This window comes from Beduini massiliensis (assembly GCF_000829905.1).
Lineage (GTDB): Bacteria > Bacillota_I > Bacilli_A > Erysipelotrichales > Coprobacillaceae > Beduini > Beduini massiliensis.
In genome coordinates this window covers 102,274-127,349 of the sequence record NZ_CDPP01000005.1, presented here as the reverse complement: position 1 = coordinate 127,349, position 25,076 = coordinate 102,274, and the positions used below count along the sequence as shown (strand labels likewise).

Here is a 25,076-nt window from a genome sequence, read left to right as displayed (position 1 = left end):
TATATCAAAAACTTTCTTAATTTTGTTTTATGGTTTTGTTATTTTCTTGTTAACTGCTATGTTGTTCCTAAACTAAGGGGGAGATTTTTTCTTTATTCCTTCTCTCATTTACGCGGTGTCTTTTTCTTGACTTTCTTCTTCAACGAAGCGATCTAACTGTTCGATGAATTTAGAAAGAAGCGGAGCTAATTGATTCATTTCTTCCTGTGTGTACGATTCGAATGCTTTAGCCGCCAAACGATGAGTAAAAGCACTGTTTTCAATGGCCTTATCTTTGCCTAACTGCGTTAAGTAAACACGAATGATTCGCTTATCATTAGAATCCGGCTTTCTTTTAACCAATCCTGCTTTTTCCACTTTCATCAATAATTCACTCATTGATGCTCTGGCAATATCCATATGATTCGCAAGTTCCGTCTGAGAAATCCCATCCTGTTTAGACAAAACCGAAAGCAACTGTCCTTTACCGCGAAAACTGCCTTTAGGATCGTTTTGCTGATGACATTTATGTAACGCTTTATTGCATTTCTTAAATAAAATCAATAATTCCAATTCTTCGATATCTTTCATAATTTACTCCTTTTTTCATGCACCCTTATCGTTATAATTATACTGTAAATTTAGTGAAACAACAAGTCCCCCTCATGAATCGTTCAATAGAAAATAAGTGATTCGTCTACTGGATTTGATCTTATTCTATCACTGAATAATCGATTGAAGCAGTTCTTTTTATCTGAAGACTATTCGTTTATGGGATTTATTCTTTTTGAAAACATGATGTTTGTACCCAATATAAAATGAAAAGACCATATAAAAAATGATAAATCTATGTTACGATGAAAACAGATCATTCGAGGAGGATTCATTTTGTGAAAAAAACAACAACCTTACAGCAAAAAGAAGTATTAGTGCTGCTTACGAACCAATGGGCAGACTGGGAAGCCGCTTACGCTATTGCCAATATTCAGCCAATAAAAGAATATGTGGTTAAAACTATTGCTGTTGACCATGAGTCAAAAACATCATTAGGTGGTTTAAGAACAGAAATCGATTATACATTAGAAGAATATTGTGACCTAGATGCTTTAGCGTTACTTATTTTACCCGGTGGATTAGGTTGGGAAAAAGAACCGACTGATGAAATTGCCGCATTTGTGAAAAAAGTGATTGATTCTAAAATCCCTGTTGCGGCAATCTGCGGAGCCACTTTATTTTTAGGCAGATATGGTTTTTTAAATCAGGTAAAACATACCGGTGATGAGCTGGAACTTTTCCAAAAAGAACCCCATTATCAGGGACAGGCATTTTATGAAGCCAGTCAAATCGTAATGGATCAAAACATTATCACTGCTAATGAGACCGCCGCTGTTGAATTTGCAGATGCCATTTTTAGAGTTCTTAACATGTATACAGATGAACAAATTGATGGCTGGTATCGTTATTTTAAACAGGGGATGGTGCAATAAATCAGCACACCTCAATAGGCATCATCAATCCTAATTGGACTGCCATTAACGGCAGTCCTTTTAAATCGAATCAACTAGATTTAATTTCTGCTGTCGATATGAAAAAATGACCAGCTGTCACTGATCATCTTACTTATTTCTAGTTTTTACGTGTTGCTGAAACACCAATAGCGCCTTTTCCGCCATGGGTCGTCATGACACATCCCAATTCTAAGACAATCACTTCTTTAAAACCATAATCTTTTAAAGCAGCGACCATATTTCCTAAAACATCCATTTGAACCCCTACAGAATAGAAAGCAAATGCTGTTTCTTTATCAAATTCCTCTTTACCTAAGAAATCCTGAATAAATTCTTTTGCCACTTTTTTCATCATCCCCAGATATTTTTTACCCGCAATCAGTTCTCCGTTGATAATATCAATCTGCGGTTTAATCCTAAAGATACTTGCTCCCAATGCAGCTGCATTGCTGACACGTCCGCCAGCCGAAAGGAAATCTAATTTATCCGGCACAAACGCTGTTTTTGTTCTTGTGACATAATTTTTAATTTTCTCCACCAGTTCTTCTACTGCCTGATCTGGGTTTGCTTCCACCATACGCGCCGCTCTTAGTACCAGATTTCCTAATCCCCCGGAAACATTCTTTGAATCTACCAAATGTACTTTTGCTTTCACACAATCTCTGACCCCTAAACAAGCATTTTGAAAAGTGGATGAGCAAGCTGATGAATAACCCACATGAACTATCTCGCAGTCTGGATTTTCTTTAGCGATGTTCTCAAAAAATTCTGTATATTGATATGGTCCTACCGCATTTGTTTTAGGTATTTGCTTAGTCCTTTTATAGAAATCATAGATCTCCTGTACGGGAATTTCTCCATCTTGTACGGTACGATCAGGAAAATTTAACCCAAAAGGAATAATCTGAATCCCATATTGATTTAACTGTTCTTTCGTTAAATCACAACCACTCTCCGATGTGATAATTATTTTTTTCATATTTGCCCTCCTTTAGACTTTTCATCTTTTATATTTTATGCTAGCGATCCCTTACTATCAAACCTAACACTAACAGTATACCACGTTTTTAGGAAGAATTATGTTTTTTCTTCGACTGCAAAAAAAGTACTTTTCAGTACTTTAATGATTTCCATGTTTTCGATGATGTGTATTCGATGACAACGGTTCATCCGTTAATGTGTTATAAAGGTCTCGTAATTGTGCCATAGAGAAGGACTCCAATTCATCTAATGAATAAGCGGAATCCATCGACATGATCTTTTTAATCATTTCATATTTTCCTCCTGACATATGGTGTGATAAAGCTTCTTTATGCGTCGACTCATCAATGCAGTGACAGTTATAGCGATCTTTCATTTCCGTATTATTCAAATAGTCACATAGATTTTTTTCAATTTCCAAGGAACGTGTTTCATCTTTTGAATAAATACTGACCTGCAAAAGGGATTCTTGTTTAAAATACTGCTGATAAGCTTCGTTCTCCATTAATTTTACCAGTGCCTTTTGATAGTGCAGTCCCACCATATTGATTAAAGACAGTGTTTCTTGTGCTTCCTGATTATAGGCTTTTACTTGCATGACATTATCCTTTTGATCTAAAATCAACTCTAAACTCGGATTGATGTCAAGGGTAATATAGCTGTATTCTTCTGCCAAAACAGGACGGTTAACAATAATAACGATCATGACACAAACAGCAATGCAGGCAAGACTCCCCCACTTTAAAATGGGATGCTTAAAAAAAGAACGCTGCTTGATATTTTGCCACGTTTTGTCCTTCAATGTCTCTTCTGCTTTTATCTTAGACATCGCTTCTAATGGTCCTTTAGTCAAAATAATCGCCTCCCAGTTTTTCTTTTAATTCCTGTTTTGCTCGTCGCAATCGTGTATGTATCGTATTTTCGTTTTTCTTTAACATAGCGGCAATCTCAACGATCTTATAGCCTTCATAATAATGCAGATAAATCAGATCACGATATTTAGGAGAAAGCGTCATGACCACTTCTAAAAGATGTCCCTGATGAGAATAAGGATCAATTTGGAAATGACTGAAATCATCTGTTAAGACCGCTTTCTTTTTATACCAAGATCCTAAAAAATCATGACAGGCATTCATCGTGACTCGGATCATCCATGCTTTTTCATGCTCGGCTGAAGCAAATGAATCTTTTTTAGTAGCATACTTAAAAAAGACATTCTGAAATATATCCTCGACATCCGCCTGTTGTTTTAAATGAAGAAAACAGATGCGTCGAATCATATCTCCATAGGTCTCTATTGCAAATTTAATTTCTGCTTCTGTTTTCATAGTGGTCTCCTAAATGTAATTATCTGCGTTGTCGTTGATGGTGCATTGAACGGCTATGGTGTTGTGTCGTGTCATTTTGATGACAGCCCTTTTCATCATTATAGCAAGTTTCCGTGCAGCTTTCACTTCCCATGCATGTTTCATTTCCATATGGACATTGCCAAGGGTCATTTTCATCACTTAAAACGGTTTCTTGCACCCAGTTTTGGCAATCTTCATGATACGTATGCACTTGACACGTTTTTGCATAAGCATCATCACTTAAAGGCTGATTTAGTGCATAAATAACAGCTCCGCCTCCCAATAAACTTGTAATGCCTAAAACAGATAATATTTTCATCATAGTGTATTTCCTCCTTGATAGCTTCATTATTAATACGATACTGCCTTATAAAACCTTTCAAATATTCAAAAAAAACCGGTTTCCCGGTCTTTTCTTATTCTTGTTGTGCAAACTGTGCATTATAAAGCTGTTCGTAGAATCCGTTTAATTGAATTAATTCTTGATGCGTTCCTTTTTCTACGATTCTTCCATCGCGAACAACTAAGATCAAATCTGCACTTTTAATCGTAGATAAACGATGAGCAATAACAAAGCTTGTACGATTTTTCATCACATTCTGCATCGCTTCCTGCAGCATTTTTTCCAAACGGGTATCAACGGAAGACGTTGCTTCATCTAAAATCATGATCTGCGGATCTTTCAAGATTGCTCTGGCAATCGTCAATAACTGTTTTTCCCCTTGAGAAATATTATTTCCTTCCTCATTGATCTGCATATTGTAGCCATCTGGCTGCGTACGAATAAAATGGTGAACATTCGCCTGTTTTGCCGCCTCAATAATTTCATCTTTTCTGGCATCCATACGCCCATAACGAATATTGTCATAGATTGTTCCGTTAAATAGCCACGTATCCTGTAAAACCATCCCAAATAAAGAACGCAGATCTTCTCGATCCATATCACGGATGTCTACACCGTCAATCTTGATTCCTCCCTGTGTCACATCATAGAAACGTAACAGCAAGCTAATCAAGGTCGTTTTTCCTGATCCGGTTGGCCCTACTACAGCCACCATTTGACCGCTCTTGATATCTACATCAAGATCATGGATGATTTCTTTTTCATTGTAGCCAAAATAAACATGATCAAATGTGACGTTACCTTCGATTTCATGAACAGGCTGCGGATGATTGGTAATGACTTCCTCTTCCTCGTTCAAGACTTCAAACACACGAGATATTGCCGCAAAAGCAGACTGAATTTGCGAAGATAAGTTACTTACCTGAGAAATCGGATCATTCACCTGCCAGATATAGCGGATAAAGGCTTGCAGCTGTCCGATTTTCAATGTACCATTGATCGCTAAAATGCTTCCAATCAAACCGATTGTTCCAATAACCGTATATGTGACGAATGAAATACAAGGCGAAATGATAGAAGACATAAATTGTGCCTTGAAAGCATTTTGACATAAGTTTTCATTAATATCTTTAAATTGATGGATTGATTTCTTCTGTTTATTAAAAAGCAGAATTTCATTATATCCGGTATACATCTCGGTAATTGCCCCATTCAGCTTTCCTAAAGCATCCTGCTGCGCTTTGAATCGCTTCTGTGAACGATGGACGATAAAACGAGTAATCAACAACGCTATCGGAATAATCATGCAGACAACAATCGCCATCATCGCGTTGATTCTGACCATCATCGTGATAGCTAAGACCAATGTTAAAACACCACTGATGATTTGAGTTAACGTCTGCTGTAAAGCGTTTGACACTGTATCGACATCATTCGTAATACGACTTAATACATCTCCAAACTGGTGCTTGTCAAAATAACTGACAGGCAGATGACGTATCTTTTCCTGCAAAGCATTCCTTAGATCATGCATCGCATTTTGAATGGAGTTGGTTAAAGCAAAAGTTAAGACCACCTGTGATAATGTTTTAATCAGATAAATCATGACTAAAACAATAATAATTTTGATAATAGCGGCAAAGTTAACCCCGGCATTAGGTACATGATTGGCGATGTTAGTCGCATCACTCATTAATTGAGACGTAATCATCCCTTCGACCGTTGGTGCAATCGCTAAAGCAATATTGGTCACTACAACCATTAGGATGGCCACAAAGAATCCCCATTTATAAGGAGAAATAAAAGGTGACAACTGTTTAATAGATCGTTTGAAGGTTTGCCATTTCTTACTCATAAGCCAATTCCTCCTCACTTAACTGAGATGCTGCAATTTCATAGTAGATCGAGCAATTTTTGAGAAGTTCCTTATGCGTTCCTTCCCCTACTACTTTCCCTTCATGCAAAACGATAATCTTATCGGCTTCCATGATCGTAGAAATACGTTGTGCAACAACCAGCATAATCGATTGTTTTGTTTCTTCTTTCAATGCCTTTCTAAGCATGGCATCGGTTTTAAAATCTAAAGCTGAAAATGAATCATCGAAAATATAGATTTCCGGTTTTTTGACCAATGCACGGGCAATACTTAAACGCTGACGTTGTCCGCCGGATACATTCGTGGCACTTTCGGTAATAACCTCATCAAAGCCATTTGGCTTTTCCATAATAAAATCATATCCCTGTGCAATTTTAGCGGCATGAACAATTTCTTCCATCGTCGCATCTTCTTTGCCATAACGGATATTTTCCGCAATAGTGCCAGTAAACAGCATTGCTTTTTGCGGAATAAAGCCAATTTTCTCACGCAGTGTTTCCATGGAATAATCTTGAACGTTTTGACCATCGATTTTAATCATTCCGCCACTGACATCATAAAAGCGCGGTATAAGGTTAATTAACGTACTTTTCCCTGAACCGGTACTGCCAATAAAGGCAATGGTCTCTCCCTGACAAGCTTTGAAAGATACATCTTTTAAGACTGGTTCTTCTCCATCCGGATAAACAAAAGTGACATGATCAAATTCTAAAGAATGCTCAGCAACACTAGGTACATCCATAGTACTCTCTTTATCTTTAATAAGCACCTGCGTACTTAATATCTCTTGAATACGTTTAGCTGAAACAGCAGCACGCGGATACATGACAAAGACACTGCAAAACAGCATCATTGAGAACATGGCATGAAATAAATAGTCTTGAAACGCAACTAATCGCCCTACCTGCAATGTTCCCGCATCGATCATTTGACTTGCCAAATAGAATATAAAGACAGCCGCTAAATTCATTAATAAAAAGAAAATAGGTTGAGTAACGGACATTAATTTAAAGATTTTCTTTGTATATCCTGTAAATTCAACGTTGGTTTCATTAAAACGGGCTTGTTCATAGTGATCATTATTAAAAGCACGAATGACTTTGATTCCCGTTAAGTTTTCTCTTGAAATACGATTCAAATGATCTAATGACGCCTGTTGTTTTTGTGACATCGGCTCTGAAATCTTAGCGACCAAAATAACCCCCAGAATAACAATCGGTAACGTTGCGGCAATCACTAAAGATAAATCCAAAGAAGTTCTTAATGTCATGATAAAACTGACAACCAGCATGACCGGCGTCATTAAAGCGGTTCTTAAAATCACATTGATAAACATCTGGATCTGAAACGCATCATTGTTTGTTCGAGTAATCAATGATGAAATTCCAAATTTATTGAATTCGCTAGGTGAGAAATCCTGCACCTTTGTAAAAATATCGTTACGGATATCACGTGTAATGGACGTTGAAATCTTTGCACAGCAATACCCTAGTAAAATCGTTCCTGCTACTCCCACAATCGAAATAACAAGAATCGCTCCCCACATGGAATATAAGTAGTTACGATCCTGATTTTTAACACCGATATCAATCATATTGGCGATAATCGTCGGGATTCCCAATTCTACAAGTGCAAACCCAAAGACAGAAATCACATTTAAAACCAATAACTTTTTATATTTTTTCAAATACTTTAAAATAAGTTTCATATTAATCTCCTTCCCTTGTTGTTTTTACTCGACTGTACTATCATAAACTATAAAGTAACCTTATAGTCAAGGGGTATTTTATGTATTTTGAACTTTTACCTAAAATCCTTATCAATTTATAGGAAAACCAAAGGCAATCTATCTTTATTTCATGAACAAACTCATAGCCAGCTTGAATAATTCATGATATAAAGAAGATAGAAACGAAAGGCAGGGAGGTATGGATATGCAAGAAAACCATGAAAAATATTTTACAACCGGTGAATTTGCCCGCATTTGCAATGTTCCTAAACATGTACTGTTTCATTATGATCAGATTGGCTTATTTACTCCGGCAATCGTTAAAGATAACCAATATCGCTATTATTCTCATCATCAATATGAAACGTTTGCGATTATTATGATTCTTAAAAATATTGGGATGTCATTGCAGGATATCAAGATTTATCTGGAGCAAAGAACCCCTCAAATGCTGATTGATTTATTAAACGATAAAGAAAAAGAACTGGACGATCAAATAAAAAAACTTAAACATGCTAAGGAATTTATCAAAGCGATTCGCTCGACAACATCCAAAGCTTTAAAAGCAGATGTCAATGAGGTCAGTTTGGAATATATGGAAGAAGAAATCCTGTTATGCAGTGATGATGTGGAAAACGCCACCAGCAAGCATTTTGCGACTTATATGGAAGAGTATGTCAACTTCTACAATAATAATTATCTTGCTACCGAGGATCGTGTCGGTGCGATTTTATCCATCGCCAACATTAAAAACAAAGACTATACTAATTTTCAATATTTATTTACCCGTACCAAAAAACGTAATTTAAAAAATATCAAGATCAGAAAGGCCGGATATTATATCGTGGCTTATCATAAAGGACCTTATGATTTAGCCTATAAGGCTTATCAGCGAGCACTTGACTATGCACAAAAGCATGAAATCATTTTAGGTGAAATGGCATATGAAGAATACATTCTTTCCGACATTGCCGAACGTCACACAAAAAATTATATTACAATGATCTACTTAGAAACCAAATAGAGACCTAGCAAGGTCTCTTATTGTATAATCACTGTACTCACCATCATGGAAAAGAAATCACCGATAAAAACAACCACCATACGAATAAATTCGGTAACACCATTGCTGATAGCTTTTGCTCCCTGAGCGACGGCATTTTCTTTTCCGTCATCATAAATAACATAATGATCTTCTAATTGTTCTTCGTTTTTTATATCTGATTCTAACTGACTGGTGGATTGATTAACAATATCCGTTTTGATTTCCGGACCTTTAATCACGGCATTAACAACCACTAAGAAAATAACCACCAGAAATACATCGACGATGATATCTCTCATTGCTGTGCCTCCAAATAATCGTGAATGGATAAAGCCAGTATATCCAAACTGTTTTTAACTTCACTGAAACTGTTTTCAACGCCTCCAACTTCAATCAGCAGCATATGATCTGTTACATATTGATTATAATACGCTTCTCTTTCAAAAGTCCCTCGACTGATTCCCGGCATGTAACTGTCAATCAATGTTGACAAAGCTTGTGAAGCTCCGCGTACCGCTTCCACTTTTTCACTCAGCCCGCCGATAACGAACATCATTTTCGCATATGCTTTATCATTCGCTAAAAGTCGTGTCACATTTGCTCCCACAGAATCGCGATGGAAGTCGATGACTAAATCAAAACTGCCTTTATTCACTAACGCTTCGGTGAGGAATGTATTTGAAACCTGATAGAGGTCATCATACTGCAATCCATTCGCTGCCGCATAATTTTCAAAATTACTTTCCTCAACGATCACGTTATACCCCATCGTTCTTAATTTCTCCGCTAAATACTTACTGCCTTCAAATACCCCTTGATCGGTATATTTTTCCTGCTGATGCGTAGAATAGATGTAAATACTTTTATTAACGCCCTGATTCTGATTCAACTTCACCATCTGCGATTCAAGATCACTGACTACCTTGCTGTCCTGCTTTTCCAAAGCATCCACTCGGACATTATTATTAAGTAGATTTGTTACACACATATTGAGTGCAAACAAACATACGCTGAATATCAAAAACTTCCCTAAAATATAAAATCCTGAATTTCTTCGCATATCCTCACCTTCTATTCACTTATATAATGTATGAAAAGAATTGCGGATTTAGAACATTAATTCAAAATATTCATCAAACAAATACTGATCATGTTCGATAAGATTTCAATACGATAATCGATATCTTTACTTGTTATGACATAATTCTTGTTGATTGGATTCATTATTTCTTCAATTAAATGATAGCGTTCCTCTTGTTGGAGGGTTCCTAAATGTCCCATTAAAAATTGTTTTTTCTCCTCATCTAATTCTCCTTGATAGGGATCTTTTCGCACAACTTTCAATATATTTTGACCACCTTGCAAATTTTCAGAGAAAAAACCTTCAACATATTTAAAAAATTCATTGATCAGATTGCTGACTTTAATGACACAGGGAATCCCGATTGCAATCACTTTGCAGCCTAAATACCCTTCATCAATCGCCGTTGTATAATTCCCCACACCGCTTCCCGGACGAATACCGATATCATTGATCTGAATCGTCTTATACAAAGCATCGGACTGAACCGCTGAAAGCGAATCAATAGCAATTACCAAATCAATTTGATATTTCTCTACGATACTCTTTACCATCTCCGCACTTTCCAAACCGGTCTGCCCCTTTACGCGGGGAATAAATAAATAAAGATGATCGAGTGTTATTTCCATTTTACCAACAATCTTAGGTCCGATCGCGTCCGCATTAAAATCAGCATTACCTAGTCCCACAACCAGAATCCGCTGTGCCGGTAAATAAGGTGTCATCACTACTTTAAACGCTTCTAAAAGATCCTCTTGCTGATAATCATTTAAAATAATCTCATCATAATGTCCTTTTGGCTCTTGAAAAAAATCATACTGTTCTAAGATAATTTCATTAAATGTGAGCTTATTAAACTTATAATCTTCGTTTTCTTTAAGATGTTCCAGCTGTTCTCTGGCTAAATCTGTATTATTTTTCATAGAATCACCAAATTTAGTATGACCATAAAACCATGATTCAACAAAAAAATAAAAATAAGATTGCATTTCATTTCTATTTTTGTTAAAATTGGTAAGGAAATGAATCGGAGGTGGACAAAAATGGCTAACATGAAACAACAAATCAAACGTTATAAAAACGATGATGCTAAACGTGCTGTTAATAACGGATACAGAACTGCTTTAAAAACTGCTATCAAAAAAGTATTAGCTGCTGTTGAAGCTGGAAATAAAGAAGAAGCGATTGCTGCTTATAATGTAGCTTCTAGTAAATTAGATGCATCTGTAACAAAAGGATTCCATCACAAAAACTATGCTTCTAGACAAAAATCTAGATTGGCTAAATTAGTAAACTCTATTAACTAAGGCTAATAGAGTTTTTTTGTTGTGTAAAACTACGTTATCAATACGGTTTTTTTTTTACGCTTTTTTTGCTATGATAGTAACGAGGTGATTGAATGAACAGAAATGAAATCAGCCTTCAAGATACCTGGGATCTAACCAAAATCTATGAAGACGAAAAAAGCTTTAATCAAGATTTAAAAGAAACCAAAGCGTTATGTGAGAAATTAGTTCAGCAAGAAAAAACGTTTATTGAAAGTGCTGATCAGTTTTATCAATTTTTAGAAGATTATACCAAGATGGATCGTCTTCTTTCAAAATTATATTGCTATACGCATTTGAGTGTTGATGTTGAACCTAACAATCCGTCTATTAAAAGCATGGAAGCAAGAGTCATGGCACTTTATGAACACATATCACAGAGCTTGACTTTTGTAGATTTAGAAATTATCGCTCAGCAAGAAACAATCAAAGAATACCTGAAAGAGGAACGTTTTAAGGTTTATCGCTATAATATGCAGGAAACTTTCCGACAAGCCAGCCATACCCTTTCTAAGGAAATGGAGGATCTGCTTGCTCAGATCTCCCCTTTGGCAGATACCGGAAGCGATGTTTTCGATGCATTACGACTGGAATTTGAACCGGTCTTAGTAGATGGGAAGGAAGAGTTCTTAAACAGTGCCACATTAAATAAATTCTTAAAGAACGAAAATGAAGAAGTGCGCCGTACTGCCTACCACCATTTTTATAAAGAATATCAACGTTTTGAAAATGTTTTCGCCAAGACTTTATCAAGCACCATGAAAAAGGACGCTTTTTTAGCAAAAACTCGACATTTTGAAGATAGCTTAGCTGCCAGCTTATTTGCCGATCAAGCCCCAAGTGAGCTGTTTCATAAGATTTTACAGCAAGCCAATGAGAAATATCGTCCGCTCTTTCATCGTTACAATACATTGAAAAAACATTTAATGAACAAAGATATCATGCATAACTATGATTTGAGTGTCCCTTTGGTTAAATCAAAGCCACGTCATTATACTATCGATGAATGTTTTGATATTATTTTAAAATGTGTAGATGTCTTTGGTGATGAATATACCGATATTATTAAAAAAGCGAAAGCCGAACGTTGGATTGACTTTTATCCGCATGTCGGTAAACGTGCCGGTGCCTATTCAAGTGGATGCTATGACACGAATCCGTATATCCTCATGAATTTCATCGGTGACTATCAGTCATTATCGACCATGATTCATGAATTGGGACATAGTTGTCATACTTATCTTTCTAATCAATATCAGCCACCGCAAACCAATAGCTATCGCATCTTTGTAGCAGAAGTCGCTTCTACAGTCAATGAAATGCTGTTGATTCAGCATTTGTTGGCAAATACTCAAGATAAACAAGAAAAAGCCAGCCTGCTTTATGATCTCTTGGAAAACTGTGTAGGCTTGATTTTTAGACAACCGATGTTTGCGGATTTTGAATATAAGCTGCATCAGATGGCGGAACATGATCAGCCGATGTCCAGTCAAATCATCACGGATCTGTATCAGCAATTAAACCAAGAATATTTCGGACCGGATGTTGTGTTAGACGATCTGACTCGTTATTCTTGCTATCATGTGCCACATTTCTACTACAACTATTATGTCTATAAGTACACTTTGGGAATGTGCTGTGCCTTAGCCATCACAGCCCGCATTACTAAACATGATACTCAGCAAATTGAATGTTATCTTCAATTCTTAAAATCAGGTGGAAGCAAACCACCGATCGAATTGCTGAAAACTGCCAATGTGGACCCATTATCTGATCAGCTTTATGATGATGCTTTCCATTATTTTGAAGATTTATTAAATGAATTTGAAAGTTTAATGCTGGAAAAGGAGTAAACGTATGAAAAGAGAGGAAACTCGCTCAATCCAAGTCGGTGACTTAGTTATTGGGGGAAATCATCAAGTCATCATTCAATCGATGACCAATACAAAAACAAAGAATATTGAAGCTACTGTAGCTCAAATCAACCAATTAGCGGCAGCCGGATGTCAATTAGTCCGAATGGCTGTTTTTGATCAGGACGATGCCTTAGCGATTAAAGAAATTAAAAAGCAGGTTACCCTGCCTTTAGTCGCGGATATTCATTTTGATCATCGTTTAGCCTTGATTGCCATTGAGTCGGGAATCGATAAGATTCGGATCAATCCCGGTAATATCGGATCAAAAGAAAAGATTGAAGCGGTGGTGAATGCCTGTAAAGCCAAGCATATTCCCATTCGTATCGGTGTCAATGGCGGTTCTTTAGAAAAAGATATCCTGCAAAAATACGGTCGCCCTACTCCCGAAGCGATGGTCGAGAGTGCAAAGCGTCATGTTGAAATTTTAGAAGAATTAGATTTCCATGATATCTGTATTTCTTTAAAAGCATCATCTACATTATTAACCGTAGAAGCCTATAAATTAGCCAGTCAAACCTTTGATTATCCGCTTCACCTAGGTGTCACAGAATCAGGCACTGCACTTGGCGGCACAATCAAATCAAGTGCCGGCTTAGGTATCTTATTATACGAAGGGATTGGCAATACGATCCGCGTTTCCTTAAGTGATGATCCATGTCAGGAAATCCCTGTCGCCAAAACATTATTGAAAGAGTTTGGTTTATTGAATAATGTTCCGACCCTAGTTTCTTGTCCGACTTGCGGACGTATTCAATATGATCTGATTCCGATTGCTAAAGAGATTGAACAATTTCTCAATACGATTCATGCTGATATTACCGTTGCCATCATGGGCTGTGCGGTAAATGGTCCGGGCGAAGCAAAACACGCAGATATTGCGATTGCCGGTGGAGTCAAAGAAGGATTATTGATCAAAAAAGGAGAAATTATCAGAAAAGTTAAGCAAGCTGATATGGTGGAAGAATTAAAGGCAGAAATACTAAAGATGGTACAATAAATGTATCATCTTTTTTCATTCATTTGCATATATACAGATTAGGGGGAAATATCACGATGAATCTAAAAGAAAATTATTTGCATATCCAATCTTTAACACTCTCTAAATTAAAAAGAATATGTCAAGACTATCAATGTCAGATTAACGATTATGATCTTAATATCATTCTTCAGATCATAAAAAATAATGTTTATGCATTGGTAACTGCCCACTATCATCCGGTTTTATATAATGAGATAGAAAAAGAGACAAACATCTCTGTTTGTCATCAATTTAAACCCATTATTCAAGATTCTATTTTATTATTTTAATCCCGGTTCAAACAACTTATTGCGAATCATCGCAATCTCACGTTTATATGGGGCTTTTTCTTCATGATACGGCGTTTCTAAAAACTTAGGCACATGGCAGAGACGTTCATTATAAATAATAGAACAAAGGGTATCAAAACCAATGTGACCATAACCGATATTTTCATGTCGGTCTTTTTTTGCTCCACGTTCATTTTTAGAATCATTGATATGCATGGCTTTAATACGATGAATCCCGATTTTTTCATCAAACTCATCTAAATATGCATCAAATTGAGTAAGATCATACCCGGCATCATGCAGATGACAGGTATCTAAGCAGACCCCTAATTTATCATTATGTTCAACATGATCAATCATATATTTTAACTGATCGGTCGTATAGCCTAGCTCACTGCCTTTTCCCGACATCGTTTCTAAAGCAACAATGACTTTCGTATCTTCATTCAAGACCATGTTTAATCCTTTGACGATTTGATTTAACCCGGCTTCTTCCCCCGCTTTAACATGGCTTCCCGGATGCAAAACAACCATCTTGACGCCAATCGCCTCTACTCTTTCAATTTCCTGTCGTAAAAAGTCTACTGCCAGTTCAAAAGTTTCAGGTTTTATCGTATTGGCTAAATTAATAATATAAGGAGCATGCACTAAGACATCTTCAATCGCAATGCCATGTTGTTCCATCAATGCTTTTGCTTCATCAATTCGCAGCTCTTCGATTTTTTTGCGGCGTGTATTTTGTGGCGCACCCGTATAAAACATAAAGGTATTCGCTTCATAAGACAGGGCTTCTTTGACGGACCCTACCATCATTTCTTTTCCTGACATGCCGACATGACTTCCAATTTTCAACATTCTAATAATTTCCTTCTTCTTTTTGTCTTTTTTCAATCTGTGCCTGTTTTGCACGTTCTTTTTTCTGACGACGAATATCCTGCTGGATAATCGAACGTTTTTCTTTTCTAACTAATTTTTGAATTTCCATCTTACGTTTCTTTTTATAACCGGGCTTTACTTTAGTTGGACGGCTGACCATCTTAGAGATACGTGTTTCAATCTCATTGCTGCGACGTACACGTTTATTACGACGATCACGATCTGCCAAATCCACCCAAACCCCTTCTTTAATTTCTTGATTTTTAAATTTGATCCCTTTATTTTCCAGATATTTAATACTTCCCTCATCTTCTACATTGTATAAGCTATAGCAGATTCCGGTATATTTTCCACGTCCGCAGCGACCTGCACGGTGTACATAGAAATCTAATTCCGTAGGAAAATCCATAGAAATAATATGACTTGCACCATCAATATCAATTCCTCTTGCCGCAATATCCGTAGCGACAATATATTGATAGTCCATATTATTGATACGACGCATCATTTGGCGACGTTCACGCGGTTCCAGGTCCCCATGAATCTCACCGACACGATAGCCTTCATCATGAAGTTTTTGTGTAATTTCTCTTGCTTCACTGCGCTTATTACAGAAGAGCAGACAGATATAAGGATCAATCGTATCCATAATCTTTTTAAGCAATTCAAATTTACTCTTATGACGGACAGGAACTAAGATATGTTCAATATTATCCGTTGTCACTTTCTTTTCATCAATCTCAATAATCTGTGGGTTCTTCATATATTTTCTTAAAAACGGACGAATATTCTGAGGAATGGTGGCACTAAACACCAACATCTGCAAATCATCTTTCATCCGTCCGGCAACGGCATCAATATCTTCAAGATAGCCAAACTCCAAGGTCATATCCGCTTCATCTACAACAAAAATATCGGCAGTGGTTATTTTCAAGGCCTGTTCATTGATGGATAAATCACGAATTCTTCCCGGTGTCCCGATTACCACATGGGGCTGGACAGCTAATTTATCGATTGCTTTTTGTTTATCATTTCCACCGATGACCAAGGACACACGGATTGCCGGATTCGCTTTTTGAAACAGACGTGCATGTTCAAAAATCTGCGTTGCTAATTCGCGTGTCGGAGCTGTAATAACAGCCTGCACCTTATCAGAATCCGTATGAATCTCATTCATGATAGGAAGTAAGAAAGCATGTGTTTTTCCTGTTCCGGTTTGAGAAATCCCAATAATATCAGTATGATGCATGACTTGCGGGATAACTCTTTCCTGTATTTTTGTCGGCTTTTTGAAATTAAGCAGACGAATTGTATCATTCACAAACGGTTTAAAGTTAAATTGCTCAAAAGTTTTCATTTTATCACTCCTTTTTTTATTATACATAAACCAAAATAAATAAGCAAATACCCTGATTAAAAAATTGGCGTATGTCTTATTTTAACAAAATCGTGACTTTTGTCAACTATTGGATAACATCTTGTCTTTTTTTACATATACTAAGTAAGAGGAGGTAAAACAATGAATAACTACCCACCGCAGTATCCATTTTACGGCTATAGTGCACCTTACTATCCAAGTCAAATGAACATGCCGATGAATCCAATGCAATATCAAAATCCGATGATGCCAATGTCACCGATGAAGAAAAGTCTGATCCCATTCAACATGCAAACTACATTAAGGACGGCTCAAAAAGCCATTACGACATTTAACCAAGTCATTCCTGTTATTTATCAAGTACGACCGATAGTAAGCAACGCCAAAACCGCATTTAAAGTGATTAAAGCGGTCAAACAGATGGACCTCGACCCATCTTTTGACCAAGAGATCGACGAAGCATTAAAAAATGTCACCGATGAAGGCACGCAGTTTGAAAATATGCTATAATCTTTCTGAGGTGATGAAATGAAAGTATTTAAAGTCGTTCCTCGCGGCTATTGCCAAGGGGTTGTTAACGCAATTAAGATCGCAAAGTCTACCCGTCAGCAATATCCTGATGAACCGATCTATATTTTAGGTATGATCGTGCATAATCAGTTTATCGTTGACGCCTTAAATAAACTGGGGATTCGCACCATTGACAGTAAAGGAAAATCACGCTTAGAGTTATTAGATGACATTGACTCCGGAGTGGTTATTATCACTGCACATGGTGCTGGTCAAAACGTCTTTGAAAAAGCAAGGCAGAAAGGGCTGATTGTTGTCGATTCTACATGTAAGGATGTCATTAAGACCCATGAATTAATCTCACACTCTCTAAACATGGGACAAGATATTCTTTACATTGGAAAACACGGTCACCCTGAAGCCGAAGGCGCTTTGGCTATTCATCCTCAACGTATCCATTTGATTCAAAACCAAGAGGATATTGACCATTTAAAAAACAAAGAAAAGCATTATGTTTTGACCAATCAGACAACGATGAGCATGTGGGATGTGCAGGCATTAGCACACTATGCAACAACGCAATTACCGCATGTTGATATTATGAAAGAAACCTGCAATGCGACAACAATTCGTCAGCAGGCGATGGCAGCTTTGCCTGAAGAGGTTGATTTTCTTTATGTTGTAGGAGATCCTCATTCCAATAATACAACACGCTTAGCGAATATCGCGAAAGAAAAAAAGGATATCCCTGTACGTTTGATAGAAAGTGTAGAAGACATTCATTTAGATGATTTAAAAGGCAGAGCATATATTGCTGTAACTGCTGGGGCTTCCACGCCTACCTATCTTACGAATATGGTGATTCACTATCTTGAACAGTTAGATATAGAAAATCCTGAAACCTACAAGCTGCCAGTCATCGATACCGAAAAAATTTTAAACTAGTACCAATTCGTTGGTACTTTTTAATAGAAAAAGACAATTCCTCCTAAGAGCAATTGCCTTTTCTTTATTTTTCATCAATCCCACAAGGACGCATCCCTGTCGACTGCATCACTTTGTTTTCTTCGATTTGCTGATAGATACCATAACCTCCAGCAATATTCTTACATACATAGCCATGTTGGCTTAAAATACGGCATGCCAAATAACTTCTCAGTCCGCTTTGGCAGTACACTTGAATTTCTTTATCTTGATCAAGGTCGATCAAACGTTCTCGCAGTTCATCTAAAGGAATATGCAATGCGTTTGGGAAATGTCCGCGCTGATATTCTAACTGTGTTCTCGTATCTAAAATGATGGCTTTTTCATCGTCTTTCACGTCCGACCAATGTATCTGTTTCACCTTGTCTGTCAAGATATTCTCAATTACAAATCCAATCATATTCATAGGATCTTTGGCAGAAGAAAATGGCGGTGCATAGGCTAAGTCTAGTTCCGTTAGATCATAAGCGGTCATCTTTGCACGGATTGCTGTTGCTAAAACGTCAATTCGCTTATCCACCCCATCATACCCTACTATCTGCCCGCCTAGAATCGTTCCATCGGCTTTATCAAACAGAACTTTCAGATACATATTTTTAGCCTCAGGATAATAGGTGGCATGACTTGCAGAAGTGATAATTGCATAATCGTAGTCTATATCAGCTGTTTGTGCTTCTTTTTCATTTAGTCCGGTTGCCGCGATCTGCATATCAAACAATTTAAGAATAGAAGAACCTTGACTGCCTTTATAACGACTGTTGATCCCACAGATATGATCTGCCGCAATACGTCCCTGTTTATTTGCCGGCCCCGCTAAAGAAATAAGCGTATCTTTTTGGGTAATAAAATGCTTCACTTCCACAGCATCACCGACAGCATAAATATCCTCAATATTGGTTTGCATATGGGCATTGACTTTAATAGCCCCTTTGATTCCAAGGGCAATCCCTGCCGTTTTTGCCAACTGACTATCCGGTTGTACACCTACTGCCATCAGGATCATATCGCATGCGATTTCTTTATGATTATCTAACACTGCCCATGTATCTTCATCTTTCTTGATAATTTTAGTCAGCGATGTTTCCAACAATAATTCAATCCCTTGGTGTTTTAGATAATTTTGAACAATAGCGGCCATATCCTTATCTAATGGTGTCATAATCTGATCCAGCAGCTGAACAACGGTGACGTCCATTCCTTTTTCTTTAAGATTTTCTGCCATCTCCAAACCAATAAATCCAGCCCCGACAACAACCGCTTTTTTTACTTCATGATTTTGAATGTAATCGTGAATTTTAAAAGTATCTTCGACCGTACGTAAAGTAAAAACATTATCATGAGTCACACCATCTATTGGCGGCAGGATTGCCTTTGCTCCCGGAGAAAGAATGAGTTTGTCATAGCTTTCCACATAAGTCGTATGGTTTTCAAGATTTTGTATCGTCACCGTCTTTTCCAATGCATTGATTTTAGTTACTTCCTGATGAGTGCGGACATCAATGCGGAATCGATGATAAAAAGATTCCGGGGTCTGCAAAGTTAAAGCTTTTTCATCTTCAATACTTCCCCCAATATAATAAGGAAGCCCGCAGTTGGCATAGGAAATATAGTCACTTCTTTCTACCATGATAATTTCCATCTGTTCATCTAAACGGCGTAATCGCGCTGCTGCTGTAGCTCCTCCGGCAACGCCGCCGACAATCACAACTTTCATTTTCATCACTCCTCCTGTAAAGTCCTTTTACTTTTATAAATACCCCCAATGTTGATAACCTCACGATAGCCCATCTTTGCAAGCTGAAGCAAAGCGGCTGAACTCCTTGCCCCGCTGTGACAATACACATACAGCTTTTGATCTTTTTTTAAATCAATGGTCTCGATCCTATCTAAAGGGATATTTTTACTGTTTTTTATATGTCCTGCTTTAAATTCTTCGCTTGATCTTACATCAAGCAAAACAATATTTTTTTCATAAGCTTCATCGACATAGTCGTCAAACGTTTTCTTCCTTCTAAAAAGCATACCCTTTCCTCCTTTCTAATCCTCTTGACAATACATCACTTTTAATACTTTAATCACTTCAATGATTCGCTGATCGCTGATTCGATAATAAACATTTAATCCTTTCTTATCACTTTCTATAAAACCTGCCAATCTAAGTGCTGAAAGATGCTGAGATAATGCCGGTAAAGTGATGCCATTTATTTTCTCCCCTAATTCACCGACGGAATGTTCTCCTTCTTCCAATATACAAAGAATCATTAAACGATTCGCATTCGCAATTATTTTTAATATTGCCGCAACTTCTTTAGCTTGCATCTCCATGAGAAGTTCCTCCTTTTTTTAATTTACAAATTGTTTGAGTCATCGTCCCCATAGGGCAATACACGCACCAACTGCGAGGTTTATATAGAAGCATTGTGATAAAACCTAAGAGACTGGATGTCAGCATGATACTGTACATACCAAAGGCAAATTGAGCAATTCCCATAGAATAATTCGTACCATGGTAAGCAAACTGCCAAGGCACCTTAAACGTCCATAATATCGTCACCACTTCTTTTAGGTTCTGTGTACCTGAAAACACCTGAACAGAAGAGAGAATCATCAAAATAAACATGGTCATAAAAAACGTTAAAAAACCGTATCTAAACCATAATGACGTTAAAAACTTAGGGGGTGCTTGATGTCGGGATAATTTCAGTTTATTTCCTAACAGATCAAATAACTGCCCTCTTCCGCAATAACGATTGCAAAAAAGCTTTCCCCCGCCAAAAATCGAAATCATGAGCGGTACAATGAATTCAATCATCCCCAGCCAAGCAAATAAAATGTTAAACATCCCTAAACACAAATAGACAGGGGTATAGATCCATAAGTAGTCATACCAAGGTTTTTTCTTATTCATGGTTTCTCCTCTCTGCTTTATCTATAATGCCTGCCGGACACATCTTTACACATATTCCACAGCCAATGCATAAAGACTTATCAACGACTGCTTTAATTCCATTTTCCACTTTAATGGCATGCTTGGGGCAAACGTTCATACATACCCCACATGCCACACACCTTTTTCCAACAACAGCAATATATTTACTCATATTTTCCTCCTTTTATTTTAGTATATGCTTAAATACTTAAACTGTCAACGCTGTTGCTTCAAAACAAAAAAAGACTCCCGGAGGAGTCTAATTATTTTTTATCTTTGTTTCCCTTTATTATTTTTTCTAGCTGCTTCTGATTTCATTTTTCTTTTCAACCCAGGTTTTACATAAAACTCTCTTTTACGAGCTTCAGCTAGGGTTCCTGTTCTAGAAACTTGTCTTTTGAAACGACGTAATGCATCATCTAGTGATTCATTTTCACGTACTACTGTCTTAGCCATTTGAACTTCCCCCCCATCTGTCTTACTAACACAACATGTATTATACTATCCTTGTCATGAAAAATCAACATTTAATTTAATAAGTTTCACCATTTTCTGCTTTTTTAGTCATTAAAGAAACGCCAGATGAAGTTCCGATTCTCGTTGCGCCTAATTCAATCATTTTAAGCATTGTATCGTAGTCTCTTACTCCTCCTGAAGCTTTGACGTCCATGTCCCCAACCGTTTCTTTCATCAGCTTTACCGCTTCAAATGTTGCACCGCCTGTTGAGAAGCCTGTTGATGTTTTAACAAAAGTCGCGTTTGCTTCTTTAGCTAACAAACAAGCTCGCATGATTTCTTCCTCGCTTAATAAACAAGTCTCGATAATCACCTTTACGGTATGCCCTTTTGCAGCCTCTACAATGGCTTTGATTTCTTCATAAACCATTTCATCTTTGTGATCTTTTAAAGCCCCGATATTGATAACCATATCAATTTCATCAGCTCCGTTGCTTAACGCATCTTTTGTTTCAAACACTTTTACTGCTGTTGTATTTGCTCCTAACGGGAACCCAATCACTGTACAGACCAATACATCTGTATCCGCTAAACGTTGATGGGCATGGGCTACCCAAGTCGGATTAACGCATACAGAAGCAAAATCATATTCAATCGCTTCATCAATCAAGTGATCGATTTGTGATGCTAAAGCATCTTGTTTTAATAATGTATGATCGATATATTTATTATAATTCATAATCTTCTTCTCCTCCGTAAACTTCTTCGATTGCATTTAATAAAGCTTGTTTATCACCGATATAGGGCACCTGACCTCGACGTTTATACATCGTTTGTTCTTCTCCCTTTCCTAAAATCAAAATAATGTCATTAGGATTGGCAATTTCAACAGCCTGATAAATCGCTGTTTCACGGTCAGTAATTACCACATTTTTTGTTTTTTTAATTCCTTTTTTTATCTGTTCACAGATTTCTTCAGTATCTTCATCCCGCGGATCTTCTTCCGTTAAAATGATATGATCACAGTAGTGATCTGCAATTTCACCCAGAACTTGACGTTTTTTGAATTCCCGCTTGCCTACACTGCCAAAAACAGCAATAATTCTTCCCTCACCAACGACTTTAGAAGCGTACGACAATACTTGTTCATAATGCTGAGGACTATGTCCGTTATCGACGAACGCATGAAATTTATGTCCGGTCTCTACATATTCTAAACGCCCCTCAATATTATCGACTTCCTCAATTGCTTCGATTGCCTGTTCAATCGTAAATCCGATTTGCAGTAAAGCCAGGATCGCCGCCAAAATATGATAGATATTAAACTGTCCAATCAAAGTTGTTTTGACAGGATAAGTATACCCATCGTATAAAACCTCAAACGAGGTTTCTTTTAGTTTCAATACAATCTTTATTGCTTGAATATCCGCTTCATGATGAATCCCAAATGATAAAACATGTGCTTTTGTCAAGGTTGAAATACGATTAAACATTTCTTCATCATCACGATTCACAATAGCAACAGCATCGCTGCGCAATCCTTCAAACAGCTTTAATTTTGCTTTTATATAATTCTCCATACTGCCATGAAAATCCAAATGTTCCGGTGACAAATTGGTAAAGACGGCCATGTCAAAGTCGACTCCGGCTACCCGTCCCAATGCCAATCCGTGTGATGAAACCTCTAAACAAGCCCCTTGAATTCCTGCATTCACCATCTTTCTAAGGTGTTCCTGAAGAAAAATAATCTCCGGGGTAGTAAATTCACATTCACATGTTTCCTTGTTGAATAAGACGTGATGCGTTCCAATATAGCCAAATGGCATTATCTTTTTAGCGATTTGGTAAATCAGCATTGAAACAATCGTTTTCCCATTCGTTCCGGTGACACCGATCATGTTTAATTGCTGGCTAGGATCATCATAAAACTTACACGCCACCTCATTTAGACATTTTAAAGTATCTTTTACCTGATAATAGACAATATCTTTATTTTTAACAGAGACATCTTTAGAGTGAACGATACAGACCGCCCCTTTATAAATCGCTTCCTCAATGAATTGATGACCGTTGACAGACAATCCATCTAAACAAAAGAAAATAGAGTTAGGACGTACTTTTCGAGAATCACTGTAAATCGATTCAATCGCTAAATCACTGTCTATCGGCAATAATTGATTTAATTTTTTCATAGGCGCTCTCCTTCAAGTACTTCTCCTGTGATTCCTAAAACACTGACCTCTTTTATCATAACCGGCATCACTTGCCCAATCCATTTTGGATCAGCTTTAGCAATCACTTTTAAATAGTTACCCGTATGCCCGATCAAGCGCTCTTCATCAAATGTTTCCTCAAAAATAACATCCACCGTTTTACCGATAAACTTCTTAGCGTAATCCACATGCAGTTGTTTTGAAAGATCAATCAACGTTTTAACACGTTCATTCTTGACGGACTCATCAACTTGCCCCGTCATCGCTGCCGCCGGTGTATTTCTTCTTTTTGAATATGGAAAAACATGCAGTTCACTATACCCTACCTGCTTGATAAAAGCATAGGTTTCTTCAAATTCTTCTTGTGTTTCCTGTGGGAATCCGACAATGACATCGGTTGTGAAAGCAAGATCCGGTAAGACTGAGCGAATCTGTTCAATCTTTTCTAAATACTGTGCACAAGTATATTTACGGCGCATTCTTTTAAGTACACCATCACTTCCTGACTGTAACGGAACATGAAGATGATCGACGATAATCTTATTATTCTTGATTAAATCAATGACTTCATTTGTAATCTGATTGATTTCAATAGAAGAAATACGCAGACGCTTTAATCCCTGTGTCTTTTCAACTAAATCCACCAGCAAATCATAGAAGCGATAATGCTCTAAATCTATTCCATAAGCCCCCGTATGAATCCCGGTTAAGACAATTTCCACAAAGCCATGATCAACAAGGGTCTGAGCTTGCTTTAAAACACTCTCCGGCTGACGGGAGCGAACTAATCCTCGGGCATAGGGAATGATACAATACGTACAAAAATTATTGCAGCCATCTTGAATTTTCAAAAAAGCACGCGTGTTTTCAGTAAAAACATCAACATCCAATTCTTCAAATTCTTTTTCTTTCATAACATCACTGATTTTTGTGATTCTCTGTTTGCTTTTTATATGTTCTTCAACTAAATCAACGATTTCATGACGATATTGCGTACCTAAGATAATATCTACTCCCTCAATCGCTTCAATGTCCAAAGGTGCCACCTGTGCATAACAGCCTACGACACATACCACGGCTTCGGGATTTTTCCGAATGGCACGACGGATAATCTGACGCGACTTACTGTCTCCGGTATTTGTTACTGTACAGGTATTGATGATATAAACATCCGCTACCTCTTTAAAAGAAACCTTATGGTAATCATGGGCTTCAAACAAGCGCACAATAGCCTCTGATTCGTACGTATTCACTTTGCACCCTAGGGTATGAATAGCAAATGTTTTCATA

At 37.3% G+C, this 25,076-nt stretch carries 29 protein-coding genes; 8 read left to right on the top strand and 21 right to left on the bottom strand.

From position 1 onward, the window contains the following. Window positions 1-108: 108 nt before the first annotated feature. Complete coding sequence (locus BN1225_RS14085) at window positions 109-570, bottom strand: MarR family winged helix-turn-helix transcriptional regulator (protein WP_052466455.1); 462 nt, start codon at window positions 568-570, stop codon at window positions 109-111. A gap of 299 nt (window positions 571-869) precedes the next feature. On the opposite strand from BN1225_RS14085, the gene BN1225_RS07360 reads away from it, so the two are divergent. Next, a complete protein-coding gene (locus BN1225_RS07360; RefSeq protein ID WP_041139176.1) occupies window positions 870-1,466 on the top strand; it encodes a DJ-1/PfpI family protein in 597 nt (198 codons plus the stop codon). Window positions 1,467-1,605: 139 nt separating this feature from the next. Here BN1225_RS07360 and BN1225_RS07355 read toward each other — a convergent pair whose 3' ends face one another. The 6 genes from BN1225_RS07355 to BN1225_RS07330 form a co-directional block, all read right to left on the bottom strand. Beyond that, window positions 1,606-2,466 (bottom strand): DegV family protein, encoded by an 861-nt coding sequence (locus BN1225_RS07355; RefSeq protein ID WP_041139175.1) that lies wholly within the window; start codon window positions 2,464-2,466, stop codon window positions 1,606-1,608. A 141-nt stretch (window positions 2,467-2,607) separates the two neighbouring features. Beyond that, window positions 2,608-3,321, bottom strand: coding sequence for an anti-sigma-I factor RsgI family protein (locus tag BN1225_RS07350; protein ID WP_052466451.1), 714 nt, complete (start codon window positions 3,319-3,321; stop codon window positions 2,608-2,610). Further along, a complete protein-coding gene (locus BN1225_RS07345) occupies window positions 3,314-3,796 on the bottom strand; it encodes a sigma-70 family RNA polymerase sigma factor (RefSeq protein WP_041139174.1) in 483 nt (160 codons plus the stop codon). The genes BN1225_RS07350 and BN1225_RS07345 overlap by 8 nt, the downstream gene beginning before the upstream one ends. 19 nt (window positions 3,797-3,815) lie before the next feature. Further along, window positions 3,816-4,139 carry a hypothetical protein gene (locus tag BN1225_RS07340; RefSeq protein ID WP_041139173.1) on the bottom strand — a complete coding sequence of 108 codons (324 nt, stop codon included), beginning with the start codon at window positions 4,137-4,139 and terminating at the stop codon, window positions 3,816-3,818. Window positions 4,140-4,233: 94 nt separating this feature from the next. After that, on the bottom strand, window positions 4,234-6,015 hold the full coding sequence (locus BN1225_RS07335) for an ABC transporter ATP-binding protein (protein ID WP_041139172.1): 1,782 nt from the start codon (window positions 6,013-6,015) through the stop codon (window positions 4,234-4,236). Next, the gene (locus tag BN1225_RS07330) at window positions 6,008-7,744 is read right to left on the bottom strand and encodes an ABC transporter ATP-binding protein (RefSeq protein WP_041139171.1); all 1,737 of its coding nucleotides are present in this window, start codon (window positions 7,742-7,744) and stop codon (window positions 6,008-6,010) included. Before BN1225_RS07330 ends, BN1225_RS07335 begins: the two co-directional genes overlap by 8 nt. Before the next feature lie 226 nt (window positions 7,745-7,970). Between BN1225_RS07330 and BN1225_RS07325 the strand changes: the two genes are divergently transcribed. Next, the gene (locus tag BN1225_RS07325; RefSeq protein ID WP_041139170.1) at window positions 7,971-8,789 is read left to right on the top strand and encodes a MerR family transcriptional regulator; all 819 of its coding nucleotides are present in this window, start codon (window positions 7,971-7,973) and stop codon (window positions 8,787-8,789) included. 17 nt (window positions 8,790-8,806) lie between these two features. Here the strand turns inward: BN1225_RS07325 and BN1225_RS07320 are convergent, their stop codons facing one another. The 3 genes from BN1225_RS07320 to gpr all read right to left on the bottom strand — a co-directional run bounded on the left by BN1225_RS07320 (window position 8,807) and on the right by gpr (window position 10,814). Beyond that, on the bottom strand, window positions 8,807-9,109 hold the full coding sequence (locus tag BN1225_RS07320) for a hypothetical protein (protein WP_041139169.1): 303 nt from the start codon (window positions 9,107-9,109) through the stop codon (window positions 8,807-8,809). Next, window positions 9,106-9,798, bottom strand: a complete 693-nt coding sequence (locus tag BN1225_RS07315) for a stage II sporulation protein P (RefSeq protein WP_187117542.1) — start codon at window positions 9,796-9,798, stop codon at window positions 9,106-9,108. Before BN1225_RS07315 ends, BN1225_RS07320 begins: the two co-directional genes overlap by 4 nt. A gap of 128 nt (window positions 9,799-9,926) precedes the next feature. Then, on the bottom strand, window positions 9,927-10,814 hold the full coding sequence (gene gpr / locus BN1225_RS07310; RefSeq protein WP_041139168.1) for a GPR endopeptidase: 888 nt from the start codon (window positions 10,812-10,814) through the stop codon (window positions 9,927-9,929). 120 nt (window positions 10,815-10,934) lie between these two features. Between gpr and rpsT the strand changes: the two genes are divergently transcribed. From rpsT to BN1225_RS07290, 4 genes are all read left to right on the top strand, one after another. After that, window positions 10,935-11,198, top strand: coding sequence for a 30S ribosomal protein S20 (gene rpsT, locus BN1225_RS07305; RefSeq protein WP_041139167.1), 264 nt, complete (start codon window positions 10,935-10,937; stop codon window positions 11,196-11,198). 92 nt (window positions 11,199-11,290) lie between these two features. After that, window positions 11,291-13,069, top strand: coding sequence for an oligoendopeptidase F (gene pepF, locus BN1225_RS07300; protein WP_041139166.1), 1,779 nt, complete (start codon window positions 11,291-11,293; stop codon window positions 13,067-13,069). A gap of 4 nt (window positions 13,070-13,073) precedes the next feature. Next, window positions 13,074-14,129: a flavodoxin-dependent (E)-4-hydroxy-3-methylbut-2-enyl-diphosphate synthase gene (ispG, locus tag BN1225_RS07295; RefSeq protein WP_041139165.1), complete on the top strand. Its 1,056-nt coding sequence runs from the start codon at window positions 13,074-13,076 to the stop codon at window positions 14,127-14,129. A gap of 56 nt (window positions 14,130-14,185) precedes the next feature. Continuing rightward, window positions 14,186-14,440: a hypothetical protein gene (locus tag BN1225_RS07290; protein ID WP_041139164.1), complete on the top strand. Its 255-nt coding sequence runs from the start codon at window positions 14,186-14,188 to the stop codon at window positions 14,438-14,440. Here BN1225_RS07290 and BN1225_RS07285 read toward each other — a convergent pair. Then, entirely contained in the window at window positions 14,432-15,295 is an 864-nt protein-coding gene (locus BN1225_RS07285; RefSeq protein ID WP_041139163.1) for a deoxyribonuclease IV, read from the bottom strand. The two genes, BN1225_RS07290 and BN1225_RS07285, sit on opposite strands and share 9 nt — an antisense overlap. 1 nt (window position 15,296) lies before the next feature. After that, a complete protein-coding gene (locus BN1225_RS07280) occupies window positions 15,297-16,673 on the bottom strand; it encodes a DEAD/DEAH box helicase (protein ID WP_041139162.1) in 1,377 nt (458 codons plus the stop codon). Between the two features lie 162 nt (window positions 16,674-16,835). On the opposite strand from BN1225_RS07280, the gene BN1225_RS07275 reads away from it, so the two are divergent. Together BN1225_RS07275 and ispH are read left to right on the top strand one after the other, a co-directional pair. Then, window positions 16,836-17,204, top strand: a complete 369-nt coding sequence (locus BN1225_RS07275; RefSeq protein WP_052466447.1) for a hypothetical protein — start codon at window positions 16,836-16,838, stop codon at window positions 17,202-17,204. A gap of 18 nt (window positions 17,205-17,222) precedes the next feature. Further along, window positions 17,223-18,149 (top strand): 4-hydroxy-3-methylbut-2-enyl diphosphate reductase, encoded by a 927-nt coding sequence (gene ispH / locus BN1225_RS07270; RefSeq protein WP_041139161.1) that lies wholly within the window; start codon window positions 17,223-17,225, stop codon window positions 18,147-18,149. 64 nt (window positions 18,150-18,213) lie between these two features. On the opposite strand, the gene BN1225_RS07265 is transcribed toward ispH, so the two are convergent. From BN1225_RS07265 to mtaB, 9 genes are all read right to left on the bottom strand, one after another. Beyond that, window positions 18,214-19,908 (bottom strand): CoA-disulfide reductase, encoded by a 1,695-nt coding sequence (locus tag BN1225_RS07265; protein ID WP_278247263.1) that lies wholly within the window; start codon window positions 19,906-19,908, stop codon window positions 18,214-18,216. Continuing rightward, window positions 19,908-20,210, bottom strand: a complete 303-nt coding sequence (locus tag BN1225_RS07260) for a rhodanese-like domain-containing protein (RefSeq protein ID WP_041139160.1) — start codon at window positions 20,208-20,210, stop codon at window positions 19,908-19,910. Before BN1225_RS07260 ends, BN1225_RS07265 begins: the two co-directional genes overlap by 1 nt. A 15-nt stretch (window positions 20,211-20,225) precedes the next feature. Beyond that, window positions 20,226-20,513 (bottom strand): ArsR/SmtB family transcription factor, encoded by a 288-nt coding sequence (locus BN1225_RS07255; RefSeq protein ID WP_041139159.1) that lies wholly within the window; start codon window positions 20,511-20,513, stop codon window positions 20,226-20,228. After that, window positions 20,497-21,096, bottom strand: a complete 600-nt coding sequence (locus tag BN1225_RS07250) for a 4Fe-4S binding protein (RefSeq protein WP_041139158.1) — start codon at window positions 21,094-21,096, stop codon at window positions 20,497-20,499. Before BN1225_RS07250 ends, BN1225_RS07255 begins: the two co-directional genes overlap by 17 nt. Beyond that, window positions 21,089-21,289 (bottom strand): 4Fe-4S binding protein, encoded by a 201-nt coding sequence (locus BN1225_RS07245; protein ID WP_041139157.1) that lies wholly within the window; start codon window positions 21,287-21,289, stop codon window positions 21,089-21,091. Before BN1225_RS07245 ends, BN1225_RS07250 begins: the two co-directional genes overlap by 8 nt. A 98-nt stretch (window positions 21,290-21,387) precedes the next feature. Continuing rightward, complete coding sequence (rpsU, locus tag BN1225_RS07240; protein WP_041139156.1) at window positions 21,388-21,573, bottom strand: 30S ribosomal protein S21; 186 nt, start codon at window positions 21,571-21,573, stop codon at window positions 21,388-21,390. A 76-nt stretch (window positions 21,574-21,649) separates the two neighbouring features. After that, window positions 21,650-22,312 (bottom strand): deoxyribose-phosphate aldolase, encoded by a 663-nt coding sequence (gene deoC, locus BN1225_RS07235; RefSeq protein ID WP_041139155.1) that lies wholly within the window; start codon window positions 22,310-22,312, stop codon window positions 21,650-21,652. Next, window positions 22,302-23,765, bottom strand: coding sequence for a UDP-N-acetylmuramoyl-L-alanyl-D-glutamate--2,6-diaminopimelate ligase (locus BN1225_RS07230; protein WP_041139154.1), 1,464 nt, complete (start codon window positions 23,763-23,765; stop codon window positions 22,302-22,304). The genes deoC and BN1225_RS07230 overlap by 11 nt, the downstream gene beginning before the upstream one ends. After that, window positions 23,762-25,075 carry a tRNA (N(6)-L-threonylcarbamoyladenosine(37)-C(2))-methylthiotransferase MtaB gene (mtaB, locus tag BN1225_RS07225; protein ID WP_052466445.1) on the bottom strand — a complete coding sequence of 438 codons (1,314 nt, stop codon included), beginning with the start codon at window positions 25,073-25,075 and terminating at the stop codon, window positions 23,762-23,764. Before mtaB ends, BN1225_RS07230 begins: the two co-directional genes overlap by 4 nt. Window position 25,076: the final 1 nt, after the last annotated feature.